12 protein-coding genes and 1 pseudogene are annotated in these 13,938 nt (G+C 70.8%); 7 read left to right on the top strand and 6 right to left on the bottom strand.

Features of this window, described 5'->3' with window-relative positions:
• Positions 1–31 precede the first annotated feature (31 nt).
• Complete coding sequence (locus IE246_RS17575; RefSeq protein ID WP_189992022.1) at positions 32–835, bottom strand: IclR family transcriptional regulator domain-containing protein; 804 nt, start codon at positions 833–835, stop codon at positions 32–34.
• A gap of 6 nt (positions 836–841) precedes the next feature.
• The gene (locus IE246_RS17570; RefSeq protein ID WP_189992020.1) at positions 842–1,705 is read right to left on the bottom strand and encodes a dioxygenase family protein; all 864 of its coding nucleotides are present in this window, start codon (positions 1,703–1,705) and stop codon (positions 842–844) included.
• Positions 1,706–1,838: 133 nt separating this feature from the next.
• Between IE246_RS17570 and IE246_RS17565 the strand changes: the two genes are divergently transcribed.
• The 6 genes and pseudogenes from IE246_RS17565 to IE246_RS17540 all read left to right on the top strand — a co-directional run bounded on the left by IE246_RS17565 (position 1,839) and on the right by IE246_RS17540 (position 7,451).
• Positions 1,839–2,648 (top strand): citryl-CoA lyase, encoded by an 810-nt coding sequence (locus tag IE246_RS17565; protein ID WP_189992018.1) that lies wholly within the window; start codon positions 1,839–1,841, stop codon positions 2,646–2,648.
• Positions 2,608–3,839, top strand: a pseudogene (locus IE246_RS17560) (CaiB/BaiF CoA transferase family protein). The gene IE246_RS17565 and the pseudogene IE246_RS17560 overlap by 41 nt, the downstream one beginning before the upstream one ends.
• Before the next feature lie 77 nt (positions 3,840–3,916).
• Positions 3,917–5,002 (top strand): C4-dicarboxylate TRAP transporter substrate-binding protein, encoded by a 1,086-nt coding sequence (locus IE246_RS17555; protein ID WP_189992016.1) that lies wholly within the window; start codon positions 3,917–3,919, stop codon positions 5,000–5,002.
• A gap of 11 nt (positions 5,003–5,013) precedes the next feature.
• Complete coding sequence (locus tag IE246_RS17550; RefSeq protein WP_189992014.1) at positions 5,014–5,580, top strand: TRAP transporter small permease subunit; 567 nt, start codon at positions 5,014–5,016, stop codon at positions 5,578–5,580.
• Complete coding sequence (locus IE246_RS17545) at positions 5,577–6,890, top strand: TRAP transporter large permease (protein WP_189992012.1); 1,314 nt, start codon at positions 5,577–5,579, stop codon at positions 6,888–6,890. Before IE246_RS17550 ends, IE246_RS17545 begins: the two co-directional genes overlap by 4 nt.
• A gap of 36 nt (positions 6,891–6,926) precedes the next feature.
• Positions 6,927–7,451, top strand: a complete 525-nt coding sequence (locus tag IE246_RS17540) for an NADPH-dependent FMN reductase (protein ID WP_189992010.1) — start codon at positions 6,927–6,929, stop codon at positions 7,449–7,451.
• 24 nt (positions 7,452–7,475) lie between these two features.
• Here IE246_RS17540 and IE246_RS17535 read toward each other — a convergent pair whose 3' ends face one another.
• Genes IE246_RS17535 through IE246_RS17520 form a run of 4 tightly spaced genes read right to left on the bottom strand, consistent with a single transcriptional unit; the run spans position 7,476 to position 12,311 of the window.
• Complete coding sequence (locus IE246_RS17535) at positions 7,476–8,558, bottom strand: TauD/TfdA family dioxygenase (protein ID WP_189992008.1); 1,083 nt, start codon at positions 8,556–8,558, stop codon at positions 7,476–7,478.
• Between the two features lie 13 nt (positions 8,559–8,571).
• Positions 8,572–9,390, bottom strand: coding sequence for a VOC family protein (locus IE246_RS17530; protein ID WP_189992006.1), 819 nt, complete (start codon positions 9,388–9,390; stop codon positions 8,572–8,574).
• Positions 9,387–10,670, bottom strand: coding sequence for an MFS transporter (locus IE246_RS17525; protein ID WP_189992005.1), 1,284 nt, complete (start codon positions 10,668–10,670; stop codon positions 9,387–9,389). Before IE246_RS17525 ends, IE246_RS17530 begins: the two co-directional genes overlap by 4 nt.
• Positions 10,671–10,700: 30 nt before the next feature.
• Positions 10,701–12,311, bottom strand: coding sequence for a thiamine pyrophosphate-binding protein (locus IE246_RS17520; RefSeq protein ID WP_189992003.1), 1,611 nt, complete (start codon positions 12,309–12,311; stop codon positions 10,701–10,703).
• A gap of 94 nt (positions 12,312–12,405) precedes the next feature.
• Here IE246_RS17520 and tcuA point away from each other — a divergent pair, with 94 nt between their 5' ends.
• Entirely contained in the window at positions 12,406–13,908 is a 1,503-nt protein-coding gene (gene tcuA / locus IE246_RS17515) for an FAD-dependent tricarballylate dehydrogenase TcuA (RefSeq protein ID WP_189992002.1), read from the top strand.
• The last annotated feature ends 30 nt before the right edge of the window (positions 13,909–13,938 follow it).

The raw sequence follows: 13,938 nt of genomic DNA, 5'->3' as shown, positions 1-13,938 counted from the left end.
GCGGCGGACGGGGTCGAGCCGCTGTCGCCGCTCAGGACCCCAGCATCGCCCCCAGGATCGGATAGCGGGCCAGCTCGCGGCCGATGTGGGACGCGGTCGCCCGCAGCTCCGGCAGGCGCTCCTCGATCAGGCGCTCGGGCGTCACCAGCCCGGTGTAGCCGGAGCTGTTGAGGGCGGCGACGGTGCGGCCCTGCTGGTTGCGGATCGGGACCGCGATCGCGGTGATGCCGTAGTCGAGCTGGTCGACGGTGGTGGCGTAGCCGGCGGTGCGGATCCGCATCAGCTCGGCTCGCAGCTCGGCCCTGTCCGTGCAGGTCCGCGAGGTCAGCGGCTGCAGGTCGAGAACCTCGAGCCGATCGTCCAGCCGGTCGTCCGGCAGCGCCGCCAGCAGCACCCGGCCGATCGAGGTGGCGTGGGCGGGGTAGCGGGCTCCGACGACGGCGGCGGCGCGGCGGGCGCGCTGTACCGAATGGTGGGCGACGTAGATCACGTCCTCCCCCTCGAGGGTTCCGACCGAGGCGGCGTCGCCGAAGCGCTCCACCACGGCGCGCAGGTCCGGCAGCAACAGCTCGTCGATCCGCGCCGACAGATAGAAGGTCGAGCCGAGCGCCATGACCTTCGGCCGCAGGTGGAAGCGCTTGCCGTCCTGCCCGACGAAGCCGAGGGACATCAGGGTGAGCAGGCTGCGCCGCGCCGCCGCCGGGGTCAGGCCGACCCGGCGCGCCACCTCGCTCAAGGTCATCTCCGGGTGCCCGGCGTCGAACGACTCGATGATCGCCAGGCCCTTGGCCAGGGCCTCGACGAACTCGGGCGGCTTGTCGGCCGGTCCGATCAAGCCGGATCAGCCGGCCGGCGCCAGCACGAAGTCGTAGCCGACCACGGCATCGGGGGTCTTCTCCAGCGCGTAGCCGAGGTCCTCGACCTTCCTGGCCGGCTGGACCTTGGCGATCAGCGACCGCCGCACGCCGAACACCGCGTCGTTGTCGACATACTCGGCGTTCTCGAAGAACAGCTCGGTGGTGATGGCGGACATGCCCGGGGCGCTGACGATGTAGTGGAAGTGCGCCGGCCGCCAGGCGTGGCGGTTGCCGGCCCGCAGCAGGTCGCCGACCGGCCCATCGTAGGGCACCGTGTAGGGCTTGGGCAGCACGGTCGTGTAGTAGTAGCGACCCTGTTCGTCGGTGGTGAACACCCCGCGGAGGTCGAACTTGTCCTGGCCCTGGTCCTGCTCCTGGATCGGATAGGTGCCGGCGCCGTCGGCCTGCCAGGTGTCGACGGTCGCGCCGGCCAGCGGGTTGTGCAGGGAGTCGGTCACCCGGCCGTGCACAAGGACGGTCGCGCCCTCGCGGTCGCCCGCCAGATCCGCCCCCAGGGCCTTGACCGGCGCTTCCGGCAGGTAGAACGGGCCGAGGTTCGAGCCCTCGGTGGCGCCGCCCCGGGTGTTGATCATGTCGACCAGGGCCGAGAAGCCGAGCACGTCGGACGCCAGGATGAACTCGTGGCGCTCGGGCGTGGAGATCTTCCCGCAGGCGTAGAGGAAGTTCAGGACCCCCATCCACTCCTCGTGGGTGAGGTTCATCTCGCGCGTGTAGTCGTGCAGGTGGTCGATGAACCCGTGCAGGAGCTGCTCGAAACGGCTCCCCGGCTCGGTCTTGAACGAGTCCTTCACCGCCTGGGTGATGGTGAACTGGTTGATGTCACGCATCGTTTCCTCCGCTTCGCGCCTTACGGCCCGTTCGCGCCATTGAAGGCGGCATTCCAGCTTGACGCAACGGTAGTAATCTCTCTACGCTTCGGCAAGCGCAAAAGATTTCGGAATGCGAAAACACGAGGTAAGCATGCGGATCGGGAAACAGGACCAGGCCTTCACGGCGATCGCGACGTCGGACTCCGAGAGCGTGACCGTCCGGGGCCGGGACCTGTGCGACGAGCTGATCGGCCAGATCGGCTTCACGGACTACTTCTGGTTCCTGGTCCTGGGCGAGCGCCCGAGCGCCGCCCAGCGCAGCATGATGGATGCCTGCCTGGTGGCGATCGCGGAGCACGGCCTGGTGCCGTCGGTGCAGGCCGCGCGCATGACGCTGGCCGCCGGCCCCGAAGCCTGGCAGGGGGCGATGGCGGCGGGGCTGCTCGGCATGGGCAGCGTGGTCGCCGGCAGCTCGGAGATCGCCGGCCTGTACCTCGCCGAGGTGCTGGCCAAGGCGAAGGCCGACGGCACGTCGGTCGAGGCGGCGGCGATCGCCAGCCTCGGCGACCTGAAGGCGCGCCGCCGCAAGGTGCCGGGCCTCGGCCATCCGCAGCACAGCGGCGGCGACCCGCGGGCCGACCGGCTGCTGGCGATCGCCGACGGCCTCGGGATCTCGGGAACCTACGTCGGTGCGCTCCGCACGCTGGCCGAGCACGCGCCACGAATTGTCGGCCGGCCGCTGCCGATCAACGTCTCCGGCGCGATCCCGGCGACCGTCCTGGATGCCGGATGGCCGCTCGAGGCGATCAAGGCGGTGCCGCTGCTGGCCCGGACCGCCGGCCTGTCGGCGCATCTGTACGAGGAGAGCCTGCGGTCGATCGGCTTCATCATGTCCCACAAGGCGGATCAGGCGATCGCCTATGACGGCCCGGCCGGCGGCCGCCGGACGGACGCGGCCTGAGGATCGGGCGATGGCGAAGATCCTGAAGGACGTCCGGGTCGTCGAGCTCGGCACCTACATCACCGGGCCGGCGGCCGGCATGCACCTTGCCGACCTGGGGGCCGACGTGATCAAGGTCGAGCGCCCCGGCGCCGGCGACCCGTTCCGCGCATTCAAGGGCGGCCTGTATTCGCCGCACTACCAGACCTACAACCGCAACAAGCGCTCGATCGCCCTCGACACCGCGGACCCGGCCGACCTCGCGGTGCTGCACGAGCTGGTGGCCGGCGCCGACGTGTTCATCCAGAACTTCCGGCCGGGCGTCGCCGAGAAGCTCGGCGCCGGCGAGGAGGCACTGCGCCGGATCAGGCCGGACCTGATCTACTGCGCGATCTCCGGGTTCGGGGCGTCCGGGCCGTCGCGCGACCGGCCGGCCTTCGACACCGTCGCCCAGGCCGCCAGCGGCTACCTCCGCCTGCTGACCCCGCCGGTCGCGCCGCGGGTGATCGGCCCGGCGATCGCCGACGCGGTGACCGGGCAGTACGCGGCCATGGCGGTCCTGGCGGCGCTGCTGGAGCGCAACGCCGGCGCATCGACATCTCGATGCTCGAGGCGATGTGCCATTTCAACCTGGACAGCTTCACCCACTGCTACTCGGTCGGCGAGGTGATGGGCCCGCTGTCGCGCCCGGTGGTCTCGCAGTCCTACACCTTCGAGTGCGCGGACGGGAAATGGGTGGCGATCCACCTGTCGTCGCCGACTAAGTTCTGGGACGGCCTGCTCGAGGCGACCGGCCAGCAGCAGATGAATCAGGACCCGCGCTTCAACGAGCGGCTGAAGCGGATCGAGCACCAGGACGAGCTGATCGCGCACTTCACGCCGATCTTCCGGACCGACACCCGCGACGGCTGGTGCCGCCGGCTGCTGGCCGCCGAGGTGCCGCACGCGCCGGCCTACGACAGCGACGAGGCGCTGGAGGACCCGCAGGCCCGGCATCTGCGGATCAAGGTGTCGGCGCCGCATCCGACCATGGGCGAGTTCACCACGGTCCGGTCGCCCTACAACTTCGACGGCGAGCCGGAGCTGACGGTGCTGCCGCCGCCGACCCTGGACGAGCACGGCGACGAGATCCGCGCCGAACTGGCGCGCAGGAAGGCCGGCCAGGCCGGCGTTCGCGCGGCGAGAGGGAGGACGATCGACGAAGCCCGTTGACGCTGCGGCTGGACTACTCCACGCAGAAGTTCACAATCACGTAAGCGCTCATAAGAAGCGAAATGAGGGAGGGAAGCATGAGCAAGCTGTCAGGAATACTCGTCGCCGCGGCCGTCGCGCTGCCGGCGATGCTGTCGACGCCGTTGGCCGCCCAGGAGGCCATCAAGCTGACGATCGCATCGAGCCACCCGACCGTGGTGCCGTGGGTCGGAATGATGAAGACCCACTTCATGGCTCGGACCGACGAGATCCTGGCCAAGTCCGGCAAGTACAAGATCGAGTGGAACGAGGCGTTCGGCGGCCAGCTCTACAAGGTCAACGCCACCCTGTCGTCGGTCGAGGAGGGGATCACTGACATCGGCTGGGTGTTCTCGTTCCCGGAGGCGGCGAAGCTGCCGCTCAGCCAGGCCTCGTCGAACGCCCCGTTCGCGACCGCCAACCCGCCGGTCCTGCTCGACGTGATGGCGGAGCTGCTGAGGACCAACAAGGCGTTCCAGAAGGAGTGGGAGAGCCACAACCTGAAGGTCCTCGGCCTGACCGCGACCGACCTGTACGACATCTACACGAAGAAGCCGCTGACCGGCATCGCCGACATCGACGGCATGAAGATCTCGGCGCCGGGCGTGCTCGGCAACTGGCTGCGCGGCACCGGGGCGAACGCGGTCGACGGTGCCCTGCCCACCTACTACACCGACCTGCAGACCGGCGTGTCGGACGGCGTGCTGACGCTGGCGCTAGGCGCGCTGCCGGTCAAGATTTACGAGGTGGCGCCGTACATCAACCGGTTCGACGCCGGGGCCGCGTTCTCCGGCGCGATCGCGATCAACCGCGACAGCTGGGACGGCCTGCCCGCCGAGGTGCAGGACGCGATGGTCGAGGCCGGCAAGTACTACACCGAGGCGCACGGCCAGGATCTGGTGAAGCGGCACGAGTTCGCCCTGAACAAGATGGTCGAGCTCGGCGCTGGCCAGAACCCGCCGGTGACGATCGTCCCGATGCCGGCGTCCGAGCGCGCCAAGTGGGTGAGCCTGCTGCCGGACCTCGCCGGCGACTGGGCGGCGTCGCTGGAGCAACGCGGCCTCCCGGCGCGGGAGTTCATGAAGCAGTACATGGAGGGCCTGCGCGCCCGCGGCGAGAAGCCGGTCCGCGACTGGGACAAGTAACCCCCGGTCCGATGCAGGAGCGTCATGAAACCCCCGGTGCCCGCCAGGACGGCGGGCACCGGCCGGGGATCGTCCACCGTCTCTGGCGCTGGGCGGTCGACGGCCTGGCGGCCCTGGGCACGCTGCTGATCGGCGTGCTCATGCTGCTGATCTGCGCCGACATCCTCGCCCGCAACCTGATGGGCTCGTCGCTGCCGCTGATTTCCGAGCTCGGCGCGCTGACCCTGGTGATGATCGTGTACCTGCAGCTCGCCGCCACCGTCCGGGCCGACCGGCTGCCGCGGACCGAGATCTTCATCTTCGCCCTGCAGTCGTCGCACCCGCGGGCTGCGGCGTTGCTGAACGCGGCGTTCGACCTGGCGGGCGGCGTGATGGTGGGGCTGATCGCCTGGTCGACTGTCCGCATCCTCGAGAAGGACCTGGCGTCGTTCGAGTTCATCGGGGTGCCGGGCATCGCGACCGTGCCGACCTGGCCGTTCCGGGCGCTGATCCTGGTCGGGGTGACGGTGGCGGCCGTCGAGTTCCTGGTGCGCACGGTGACTGCCTTGCGCAGCGCCGGCGCCGGAGGCCGCGCGTGAGCCCGGTCGAGATCGGTGCCGGCGCCATAGTCGTGCTGGTGGTCCTGATCGTCGTCGGCATGCCGATCGGGGTGAGCATGCTCGGGGTCTCGTTCCTGGGCGTCGCGCTGATCCGCGGCGACATCGTCGCCCTGCGGATGATCGGCCAGGTCGCCAACGACTCGTTGCGGGAATACCTGTTCGCGGTGGTGCCGCTGTTCGTGCTGATGGGGCTGCTGGTCACGGTCTCCGGGGTCGGCAAGGACACCTTCGACGTGTTCCAGCGGCTGCTCCGGCGGATCACCGCCGGGCTCGGCATCGCCACCGTGTTCGCGAACGCGGTGTTCGCCTCGATCACCGGGATCTCGATCGCGTCGGCGACGGTGTTCAGCCGGGTCGCGGTGCCGGAGATGGTGCGCCACGGCTATACCCGGAAGTTCGCGACCGGGGTCGTCGCCGGCTCGTCGGTCCTGGGCATGCTGATCCCGCCGTCGCTGCTGTTGATCGTGTACGCGGTGCTCGCGGAGGAGTCGGTCGGCCGGATGTTCCTGGCCGGCGTCGGGCCGGGCATCCTGCTGGCGCTGGTGTTCTCGGCGACCATCGTGCTGTTGGCGCGGCTCCGGCCGGGCTTCGTGTTCGACGTCGCCGACGACCGCGCCGGCTACGACGACCTCGGCGCCGGGGCGATGGTCCGGCGGTCGGTGCCGATCGTCTCGCTGATGCTGCTGGTGCTGGGCGGGCTGTACGGCGGGTTCTTCAACCCGACCGAGGCCGGCGCCGCCGGGGCGTTCGGTGCGCTGGTGGTCGCCCTGCTGCGCCGCTCGCTCGGCGGGTCGACCCTGTGGCGGCTGATGGTCGAGACCGGGCAGATCACGGTGTCGATCCTGTTCCTGATCATGGCGGCGACGTTCTTCAGCCGGATGCTGGCGCTGTCCGGCGTGCCGCGCGAACTGGCCGAGCTGCTGCTGTCCGGGCCGGTCGGGCCGTACGGCTTCATCCTGATCTACCTGGTGCTGATTCTGATCCTCGGTTGCCTGATCGACTCGATCTCGATCATGCTGATCCTGCTGCCGATCGCCCTGCCGGTGGCGGAGGCGGCCCGGTTCGACCTGATCTGGTTCGGGGTGATCACGGTGGTCGCGGTCGAGGCCGGGTTGCTGACGCCGCCGTTCGGGCTGTCGGTCTACACCATCAAGTCGGCCATGGACGATCCCGGCCTCAAGGTCGGCGAGATCTTCCGCGGAGCCGCCCCGTTCTTCCTCGCGATGCTGGCGGCGCTCGCCGTCCTCGTCGCGTTCCCGCCGATCGCCACCTGGCTGGCCCGCCTGTAGCCGGGCCAGCCGCCAGCCTGGAAGGAACTGCCCGCGATGCCGAAGCTGCTGTTCATCCCCGGAAGCCTGCGCGCCGCATCCTCGGCCCGCGCCACCGCCCGTACGCTGGCGGGCGTGATCGCGGCGGAGGCGACGGCCGCGTTCGCCGACATCGGCGCGCTGCCCCACTACAACGCCGACGTGAAGGACGATCCGGCGGTCGCCGCCTTCATCGCCGCGGTCGGCGAGGCGGACGGCGTCGTGTTCGTGACCCCGGAGTACAACTACAGCATCCCCGGCGTGCTCAAGAACGCCATCGACTGGGCGTCGCGACCTGCCTTCGCCTCGGTGTTCAAGGGCAAGCCGTGCCTGGTGATCTCGGTGTCCGGCGGGGCGCTCGGCGGGGTGCGGGCCCAAGGGCACCTCAAATACGTGCTGAACGGCATGCTGGCGACGGTCCACCCCTCCCGCGAGATCGTGGTGCCGTTCGCCAACGACAAGGTGAAGGACGGCGTGCTGGAGGACCAGGCGATCGTCGACTTCGCGGTCGCGACGCTCCGGGAGTTCGCGGCCGGCCTGTAGGAGCGCCCTCTCCCGGGGCCACGCTCAGGCGATCGCCGTCGACATCCCGAGGGCGGCCGCCTGGCGCCGCTCGAAGGCGCGGCGGGTGTCGTCGTAGTGGTGGCCGCGGAACCCGCCGCGCACGGTGCCGGGCTCGATCGAGCGGAAGTACACCCGCCAGCTCTCGGGCAGCGGCACGGAGTCCGGCGGGGCCAGCCACAGTCGGTGCAGCAGGCGCCGGCGCTCCGGCTCCGCGAAGTCCTCGAACGCGGTCCGCGAGTGCAGGGCCACGTGGTTGTTCATGATCTGCAGGTCGCCGGGTTCGAGCCACATGCTGAACATCAGGCCGGGGCGCCGCAGGATCGCGTCCAGCAGGTCCGCGGTCTCGCGCTGGGCCTCGGTCAGCGGCGGCACGCCCTCCAGCTCCTGGGCGGTGCGCACCCGGTTGCGGTTCCACTTGCAGAACAGCCGGCCGTCGCGGAAATCGAACAGCGGCTGGGGGTAGAACGGCGCTTCGTCCGGGGCCTCCTCCTGGTTGCGGCTGAAGTGGAAGGGCCGGCGCGCGACCTCGGCCAGGTCGGGGCGCTCGGCGGCCAGGGCGGCCCAGGCCGACACGCTGCTGGTCACCATGCTCTGGCCGCCGGCTTTCGCCTTGTTGTAGCAGGCCAGCGTGACCAGGTCGCAGGTGTCGGCGTGGAAGTCCAGGCCGGCGTCCGAGTTGTAGCCGCGGCCGCCGGCCGAGCGGTAGTTCATGCCGGCGGCCCGAACGTCGGACAGGTAGTGGGTCGCCTTGCCCTGTGGCCGGGCGACCCCGAGCTGCAGTCCGATCGCCCAGCTCAGCAGCCGGAACTCCTCTTCGCTCAGCGCCTCGCGCGGCAGGCCGCGGACCAGGGCGACGCCGCGGCCGAAATGCGCCTCTCGGGCGGCGGCGGCGACGGTCGCCAGCCCGGGGCCGAGGTCGAACTCCTCGCGACGGTAGTCGAGCAGGTCCCGGTCCGGGTCGTAGGCCGCCTTGACCGCGGCGGCCAGCTGCCGGCGGTCGCGGTCTTCGAGGCTGAACACCCAGCTCCGGTCGCGCTCCAGGTCCTCGGCCCGCCAGGCGGCCGACCGGTCGAAATCACCTGCCATCTCCGACATCACATCACCCGACGCGCTGGTTGATCTCGATCAGGTTGCAGGACGGATCGTAGACATAGACCTGATGGTAGCCGGACATCGCGTAGGTCCCGGCATTCGAATACAGCACCCCGGCCTTGTCGAGCCGGGCCATCACGGCGTGGATGTCCGGCACCCGGAACGCCGGATGGCCGCCGATCGAGGGGTTGTGGGCGAAGCCGTTGCGCTTCGCGAAGCCGGCGTCCGGGCGGATGATGTGCAGCCCCCTGTTCTCGCCGCCGAGCACCATCGGCGCGAGCTCGTGCGGATCGAGGCTGAAGTCGCCGCGCTCCGGCGGGGCCACCCACCGGCCCTCGGTCATGTCGGCGACCGCGACGAAGAACTCGACGGACCTCCTCACCTCGTGGGCCTGCAGGTTGACGTGGTGCAGCAGCCACGGCGCCTCGTCGGGCGCCTCGGCCTCGGGGTGGCGCTGCACGAAGCCGATCAGGTTCATCGACGGGTCGTAGCTCAGCAGCGCGCGACCGAGGCCGGGCGCCAGCCCGTCGATCTCCGAGTAGGCGACCCCGACGGTGTCCAGCCGCGCCTGCGCCGCGCCGAGGTCGTTCACGGCCAGCGTCGCGACCTTGGTCATGCGCGGGTTGTGCAGGATGTCGCGGGCCCGGGCGAATTCCGGGTCGGGCGCGTACAGGGTCAGGCTCTGGAAGCCGTTGGCGAAGCTGTGCGGCGCCCCGCCCGGATCCGGCGTCAGGCCGACCACGTCGGCGTAGAAGTCCTCGGCGGCCTTCGGGTCGTGGACGCACAGCCCGAAATGGGCGATCTCCCAGGTCGTCTGCTCGGTCATCGGGTGCCTCCCTGCACGTCGTCTCTTCCCTGTCCCCGCGGCGCCCGCGTCAGCAGCGCCACCACGGCGCCCGACAGCGCCAGCGCCGTGAACACCTCGAGCGACAGCACGTAGTCGCCGGTCCAGTCGCGCAGCGCCCCCGACAGTACCGGGCCGACCGCCTGGGCGGTCACCTGGATCGACAGGGCGGCGCCGCGGATCGCGCCGTAGCTGCGGCGGCCGAAATAGTCGGCCCAGGCGACCGGCAGCGACACCACCAGACCGCCGATCCCGAGGCCGTACAGCGCGCCGCCGAGATAGGCCTGCAGCGGGCCGTGGACGCCCAGCAGCACGACCGTGCCGGCGCCCATGAACAGGGCCACCGCGGTCAGGGTGGCGCGCATGCCGATGCGCCTGGCGCCCATGCCGAACAGCAGGCTGCCGACCGCCGAACCGGCCGAGAAGGTGCTGACCACGGTGGCGGCCACGGTCGGGTCGAGCCCGCGCTCGATCAGGTAGGGCGCCTGGTGCAGGCTGACCCCGGCCTGCACCGGATAGACCAGGAAGGTGAACAGCGACAGCAGCCAGAAGGTCGGGGTGCGCATGGCCGCCGCCCGGGTGAACAGCGGCTCCGGCGGTGCCGGCCCGGCGGCGGCGGTGCCGGGCGGCCGGTCCGGCTCCAGGCCGATGTCCTCGGGCCGGCGCACCATCAGCAGCCAGTTCGGCACGAAGCCGACGATCAGCACGGTGGCGCCGACCGCCAGCCAGCCGGTCCGCCAGCCGTCCGCCAGGATCGCGCCGTGGGCGATCAGCGGCATCGCCACCAGGCCCAGCATCTGGGCCAGCGTGGCGATCGAGGCGGCCTGCGCCCGGCGCGCCACGAACCAGTTGTTCACCGCCCCGTAGATCCCGATGTCGTACGGCCCGGCGAAGTTCATCCGGGCGATGCAGAACAGCAGGTAGAACAGCAGCAGCGAATGCACGGTCGACAGCAGGGTCACCGTCACCCCGGTCACCAGCACGGCGGCCGCCAGGATCGCCTTGGCGCCGTGCCGGTCGAGCAGCGGGCCGATCACCGGCGAGGCGAAGGCCGCCAGGATGCCGCCGAGCGATACCGCCCCGGAGATCGCCGTGCGCGACCAGCCGAACTCGCCGGTCATCGGCTCGACGAACACCGACAGCGTGGCGACCGCCGGGCCCTGCCGCGAGAACCCGGCACAGCACACGCCGGCCAGCACGACCCAGCCGTAGTAGAACGGCAGGCGCTCGGACAGCAGTGCCGGAATCCGGTTTCCGCCCATGGCGGCGAGCCTAACGCGGGAGGGACCGCCCTAGAACTGGGCGGCGTACTGTTGCGGGTCGATGCGGGCGGCGATCACCGTCGGCCGGTCGGTCGGCCGGGACTGCGCTAGGGCGGCGTCCAGGCTGGCCGGGCTGTCGGCGGCGAGGGCGTGGCAGTTCATGGCCTCGGCCGCGCGGGCGACGTCGACCGGCATCATCCGGGTGCCCTCGGCCGGGTACTGGCGGCGCATCTGCTTCAGCTCGATGCGGTTCAGCGAGTCGTCGCAGAACACCACCACCAGCGGCGCGGTCTTCAGCTCGGCGCCGAGCGCGAGCTCGCTCTGCACCATGGCGAGGCCGCCGTCGCCGGTGAAGCACACGCACGGCCGCTCCGGCTCGACCAGGGCGGCGGTGATCGCACCCGGCAGCGAGTAGCCCATGGAGCTGAGGCCGTTGGTCATCAGCACGCCGCCCGGCACCGAGGTGCGCCAGCCCTGGCCGACCAGCAGCTTGTGCGAGCCGACGTCGGCGGTCGCCCGGCTCTCGGCCGGCATCGCGGCGCGGACCTGGTCGATCACGTCGGTCGGGTTCAGCGCGCCGGCGACCCGGCCCTCGTAGTACGCCTTCGACAGGGTCTCGCGGTGCTCGGCGACCTCGGCCTCGCGCCAGCGCGGCTCGCCCTGCCAGCCGTCGGCGAGGCTCGCCAGGATCGCCGCGACGTCGCCGACCACCTCGACCTCGGCCGGGTAGACCTGGTCGATGTTGGGGATCGCGTCGATGTGGACGACCGGCGCCTTCGGGGTCCAGGACTTGATCAGCTCGACCGCGTCGAAGCCGGCGCAGACGATCAGGTCGGCGCCCTTCAGGAAGTCCCACACCACGTCGTTGCAGGCCATGTCGAGGACCGACGCGAAGTAGGGGTGGTCCTCCGGCATCAGCCCCTTGGCCATCGGCGAGGTGACGACCGGGATGCCGGCGGCCTCGGCGAGGCGCACCAGCGGGGCGGTGGCGCCGGCGCGCAGCGCGCCGATGCCGGCGACGATCACCGGCCGGCGGGCGGCGGCCAGACGCTTCAGCGGGTCGGCCACCACGCCCGGGTCGGCGAACACCTGGACCGCGGTTGCGGCCGGGCGCAGCGGCGGCAGCGCGATCGCCGCGTCGCCGGCCTCGGCACCGACCACGTCGGCCGGCGTCGTCAGATGCACCGGCCCCGGCCGCTCGGCGGTGGCGGTCCGGAAGGCGCGGCGGAGTGTCGCACCGGCGGCGCTGGCGCGCAGCTCCGCCGTCCACTTCGAGATCGGGCCGAACATCCGGGCGTGGTCCAGGACCTGGTGGGTGAACACCGCCTCCCGCCGGGTCTCGATCTGCCCGGAGATGGCGATCAGCGGCACCCGGTCGAGCAGGGCGGTGGCGACCGCATTGGTCAGGTTGGAGGAGCCCGGGCCGAGGGTCGACAGGGCCACGCCCGGCCGGCCGGTGACCTGGGAATAGGCCAGCGCCATCAGCCCGGCGGTGCCCTCGCGGCGGCCCAGCACGAACCGGATGCCGGCCTGCCTGAAGGCCTCGATCACCTCGACGCTCGGGTCCCCGGGATAGCCGAAGACGTGACCGATTTCCGCCGCGTCGAGGTAGCCGGCGATCACCTCGCTGACCGTGGCCATGCGTGTCCTCCAGGATTGTATACAAGGGTGTACAACGCCCTCAGCTTGACCTAGTTTGCGGTGATACCCAAGCGCGAAGAAACGGAGCTGGAAGATGGCGGATTGGGACGTCGTGGTGGTCGGGGCCGGCAACGCCGCCCTGTGCGCGGCCCTGGCGGCGCGCGAGAACGGCGCCAGCGTGCTGGTGCTGGAGCGCGCGCCCGAAGACGAGGGCGGCGGCAACACCCGGTTCACCGCGGGTGCGATTCGCACGGTCTACAACGGCGTCGACGACCTGCGGGCGCTGATGCCCGACCTGACCGACGACGAGGTGGCGATCACCGACTTCGGGACCTACACCAGCGACCAGTTCTTCGACGACATGTTCCGGGTCACCCAGTTCCGGACCAACCCGGACATGGCCGAGACCCTGGTGACCCGGTCATACGACACGCTGATGTGGATGCGCGGGAAGGGCATCCGGTTCCAGCCGATCTGGGGCCGTCAGGCGTTCAAGGTCGACGGCCGGTTCAAGTTCTGGGGCGGCCTGACGGTCGAGGCCTGGGGCGGTGGCCCGGGCCTGGTCGAGGGGCTGTGGAACGCGGCCCGGCGCGAGGGTATCGAGATCCGTTTCTCGGCCCGCGTGCTCGAGCTGCTGTACGACGACGTCGCGGTCAGCGGCGTGCGGGTGAAGACCCCCACCGGGGTCGAGGTGATCAAGGCCAAGGCGGTGGTGCTGGCGGCCGGCGGCTTCCAGGCCAACCCGGAGTGGCGCACCCGCTATCTCGGTGCCGGCTGGGAGCTGGCCAAGGTGCGCGGCAGCCGGTTCAACACCGGCGACGGCATCAACATGGCGCTGGCGATCGGCGCGGCCCCCTACGGCAACTGGTCGGGCTGCCACGCGGTCGGCTGGGACTACAACGCGCCGGAGTTCGGCGACCTGACGGTCGGCGACAACTTCCAGAAGCACTCCTATCCGTTCGGCATCATGATCAATGCCGACGGCAAGCGGTTCGTGGACGAGGGCGCCGACTTCCGCAACTACACCTACGCCAAGTACGGCCGGGTGATCCTGAACCAGCCGAACCAGTTCGCCTGGCAGGTGTTCGACCAGAAGGTCACCCATCTGCTGCGCGACGAGTACCGGATCCGGCGGGTCACCAAGGTGACCGCCGACACCCTCGAGGACCTGGTGACCAAGCTCGAGGGCGTGAACCCGCAGGCCGCCCTGGCCGAGTTGAAGGCCTGGAACGCGGCGGTCATGCAGGACGTTCCGTTCAACCCGAACGTCAAGGACGGCCGCAGCACGCGTGGCCTGGCGGTGCCGAAGTCGAACTGGGCCAACACGCTCGACACGCCGCCATACGAGGCCTATCAGGTTACCTGCGGGGTGACGTTCACCTTCGGCGGGCTGCGCATCGACGGCAACGGCCAGGTGCTGGACGTCGATCTCGTGCCGATCCCCGGTCTGTATGCGGCGGGGGAACTGGTCGGGGGCCTGTTCTACTTCAACTATCCGGGCGGGACCGGGCTGTGCGCCGGGGCGGTGTTCGGCAAGATCGCCGGCACCGGCGCCGGCGAGGCGGCGAAGGGCGGGGTGGCCCAGGCCGCCCGGTAACCGCCGGAAGGCCGGCTGCGGCGCAGGCCG

It is taken from the genome of Thalassobaculum fulvum (assembly GCF_014652915.1).
In the GTDB taxonomy this organism is placed as follows: domain Bacteria; phylum Pseudomonadota; class Alphaproteobacteria; order Thalassobaculales; family Thalassobaculaceae; genus Thalassobaculum_A; species Thalassobaculum_A fulvum.
This window is presented reverse-complemented; position numbering and strand designations above follow the sequence as displayed.

Excerpts from the sequence above, each read along its gene's own strand:
- IE246_RS17555 (WP_189992016.1), top strand. The coding sequence starts at position 3,917 with ATGAGCAAGCTGTCAGGAATACTCGTCGCCGCGGCCGTCGCGCTGCCG.
- IE246_RS17570 (WP_189992020.1), bottom strand. The coding sequence starts at position 1,705 with ATGCGTGACATCAACCAGTTCACCATCACCCAGGCGGTGAAGGACTCG.
- IE246_RS17535 (WP_189992008.1), bottom strand. The coding sequence starts at position 8,558 with ATGGCAGGTGATTTCGACCGGTCGGCCGCCTGGCGGGCCGAGGACCTG.
- IE246_RS17525 (WP_189992005.1), bottom strand. The coding sequence starts at position 10,670 with ATGGGCGGAAACCGGATTCCGGCACTGCTGTCCGAGCGCCTGCCGTTC.
- IE246_RS17540 (WP_189992010.1), top strand. The coding sequence starts at position 6,927 with ATGCCGAAGCTGCTGTTCATCCCCGGAAGCCTGCGCGCCGCATCCTCG.
- IE246_RS17565 (WP_189992018.1), top strand. The coding sequence starts at position 1,839 with ATGCGGATCGGGAAACAGGACCAGGCCTTCACGGCGATCGCGACGTCG.
- IE246_RS17520 (WP_189992003.1), bottom strand. The coding sequence starts at position 12,311 with ATGGCCACGGTCAGCGAGGTGATCGCCGGCTACCTCGACGCGGCGGAA.
- tcuA (WP_189992002.1), top strand. The coding sequence starts at position 12,406 with ATGGCGGATTGGGACGTCGTGGTGGTCGGGGCCGGCAACGCCGCCCTG.
- IE246_RS17550 (WP_189992014.1), top strand. The coding sequence starts at position 5,014 with ATGCAGGAGCGTCATGAAACCCCCGGTGCCCGCCAGGACGGCGGGCAC.
- IE246_RS17530 (WP_189992006.1), bottom strand. The coding sequence starts at position 9,390 with ATGACCGAGCAGACGACCTGGGAGATCGCCCATTTCGGGCTGTGCGTC.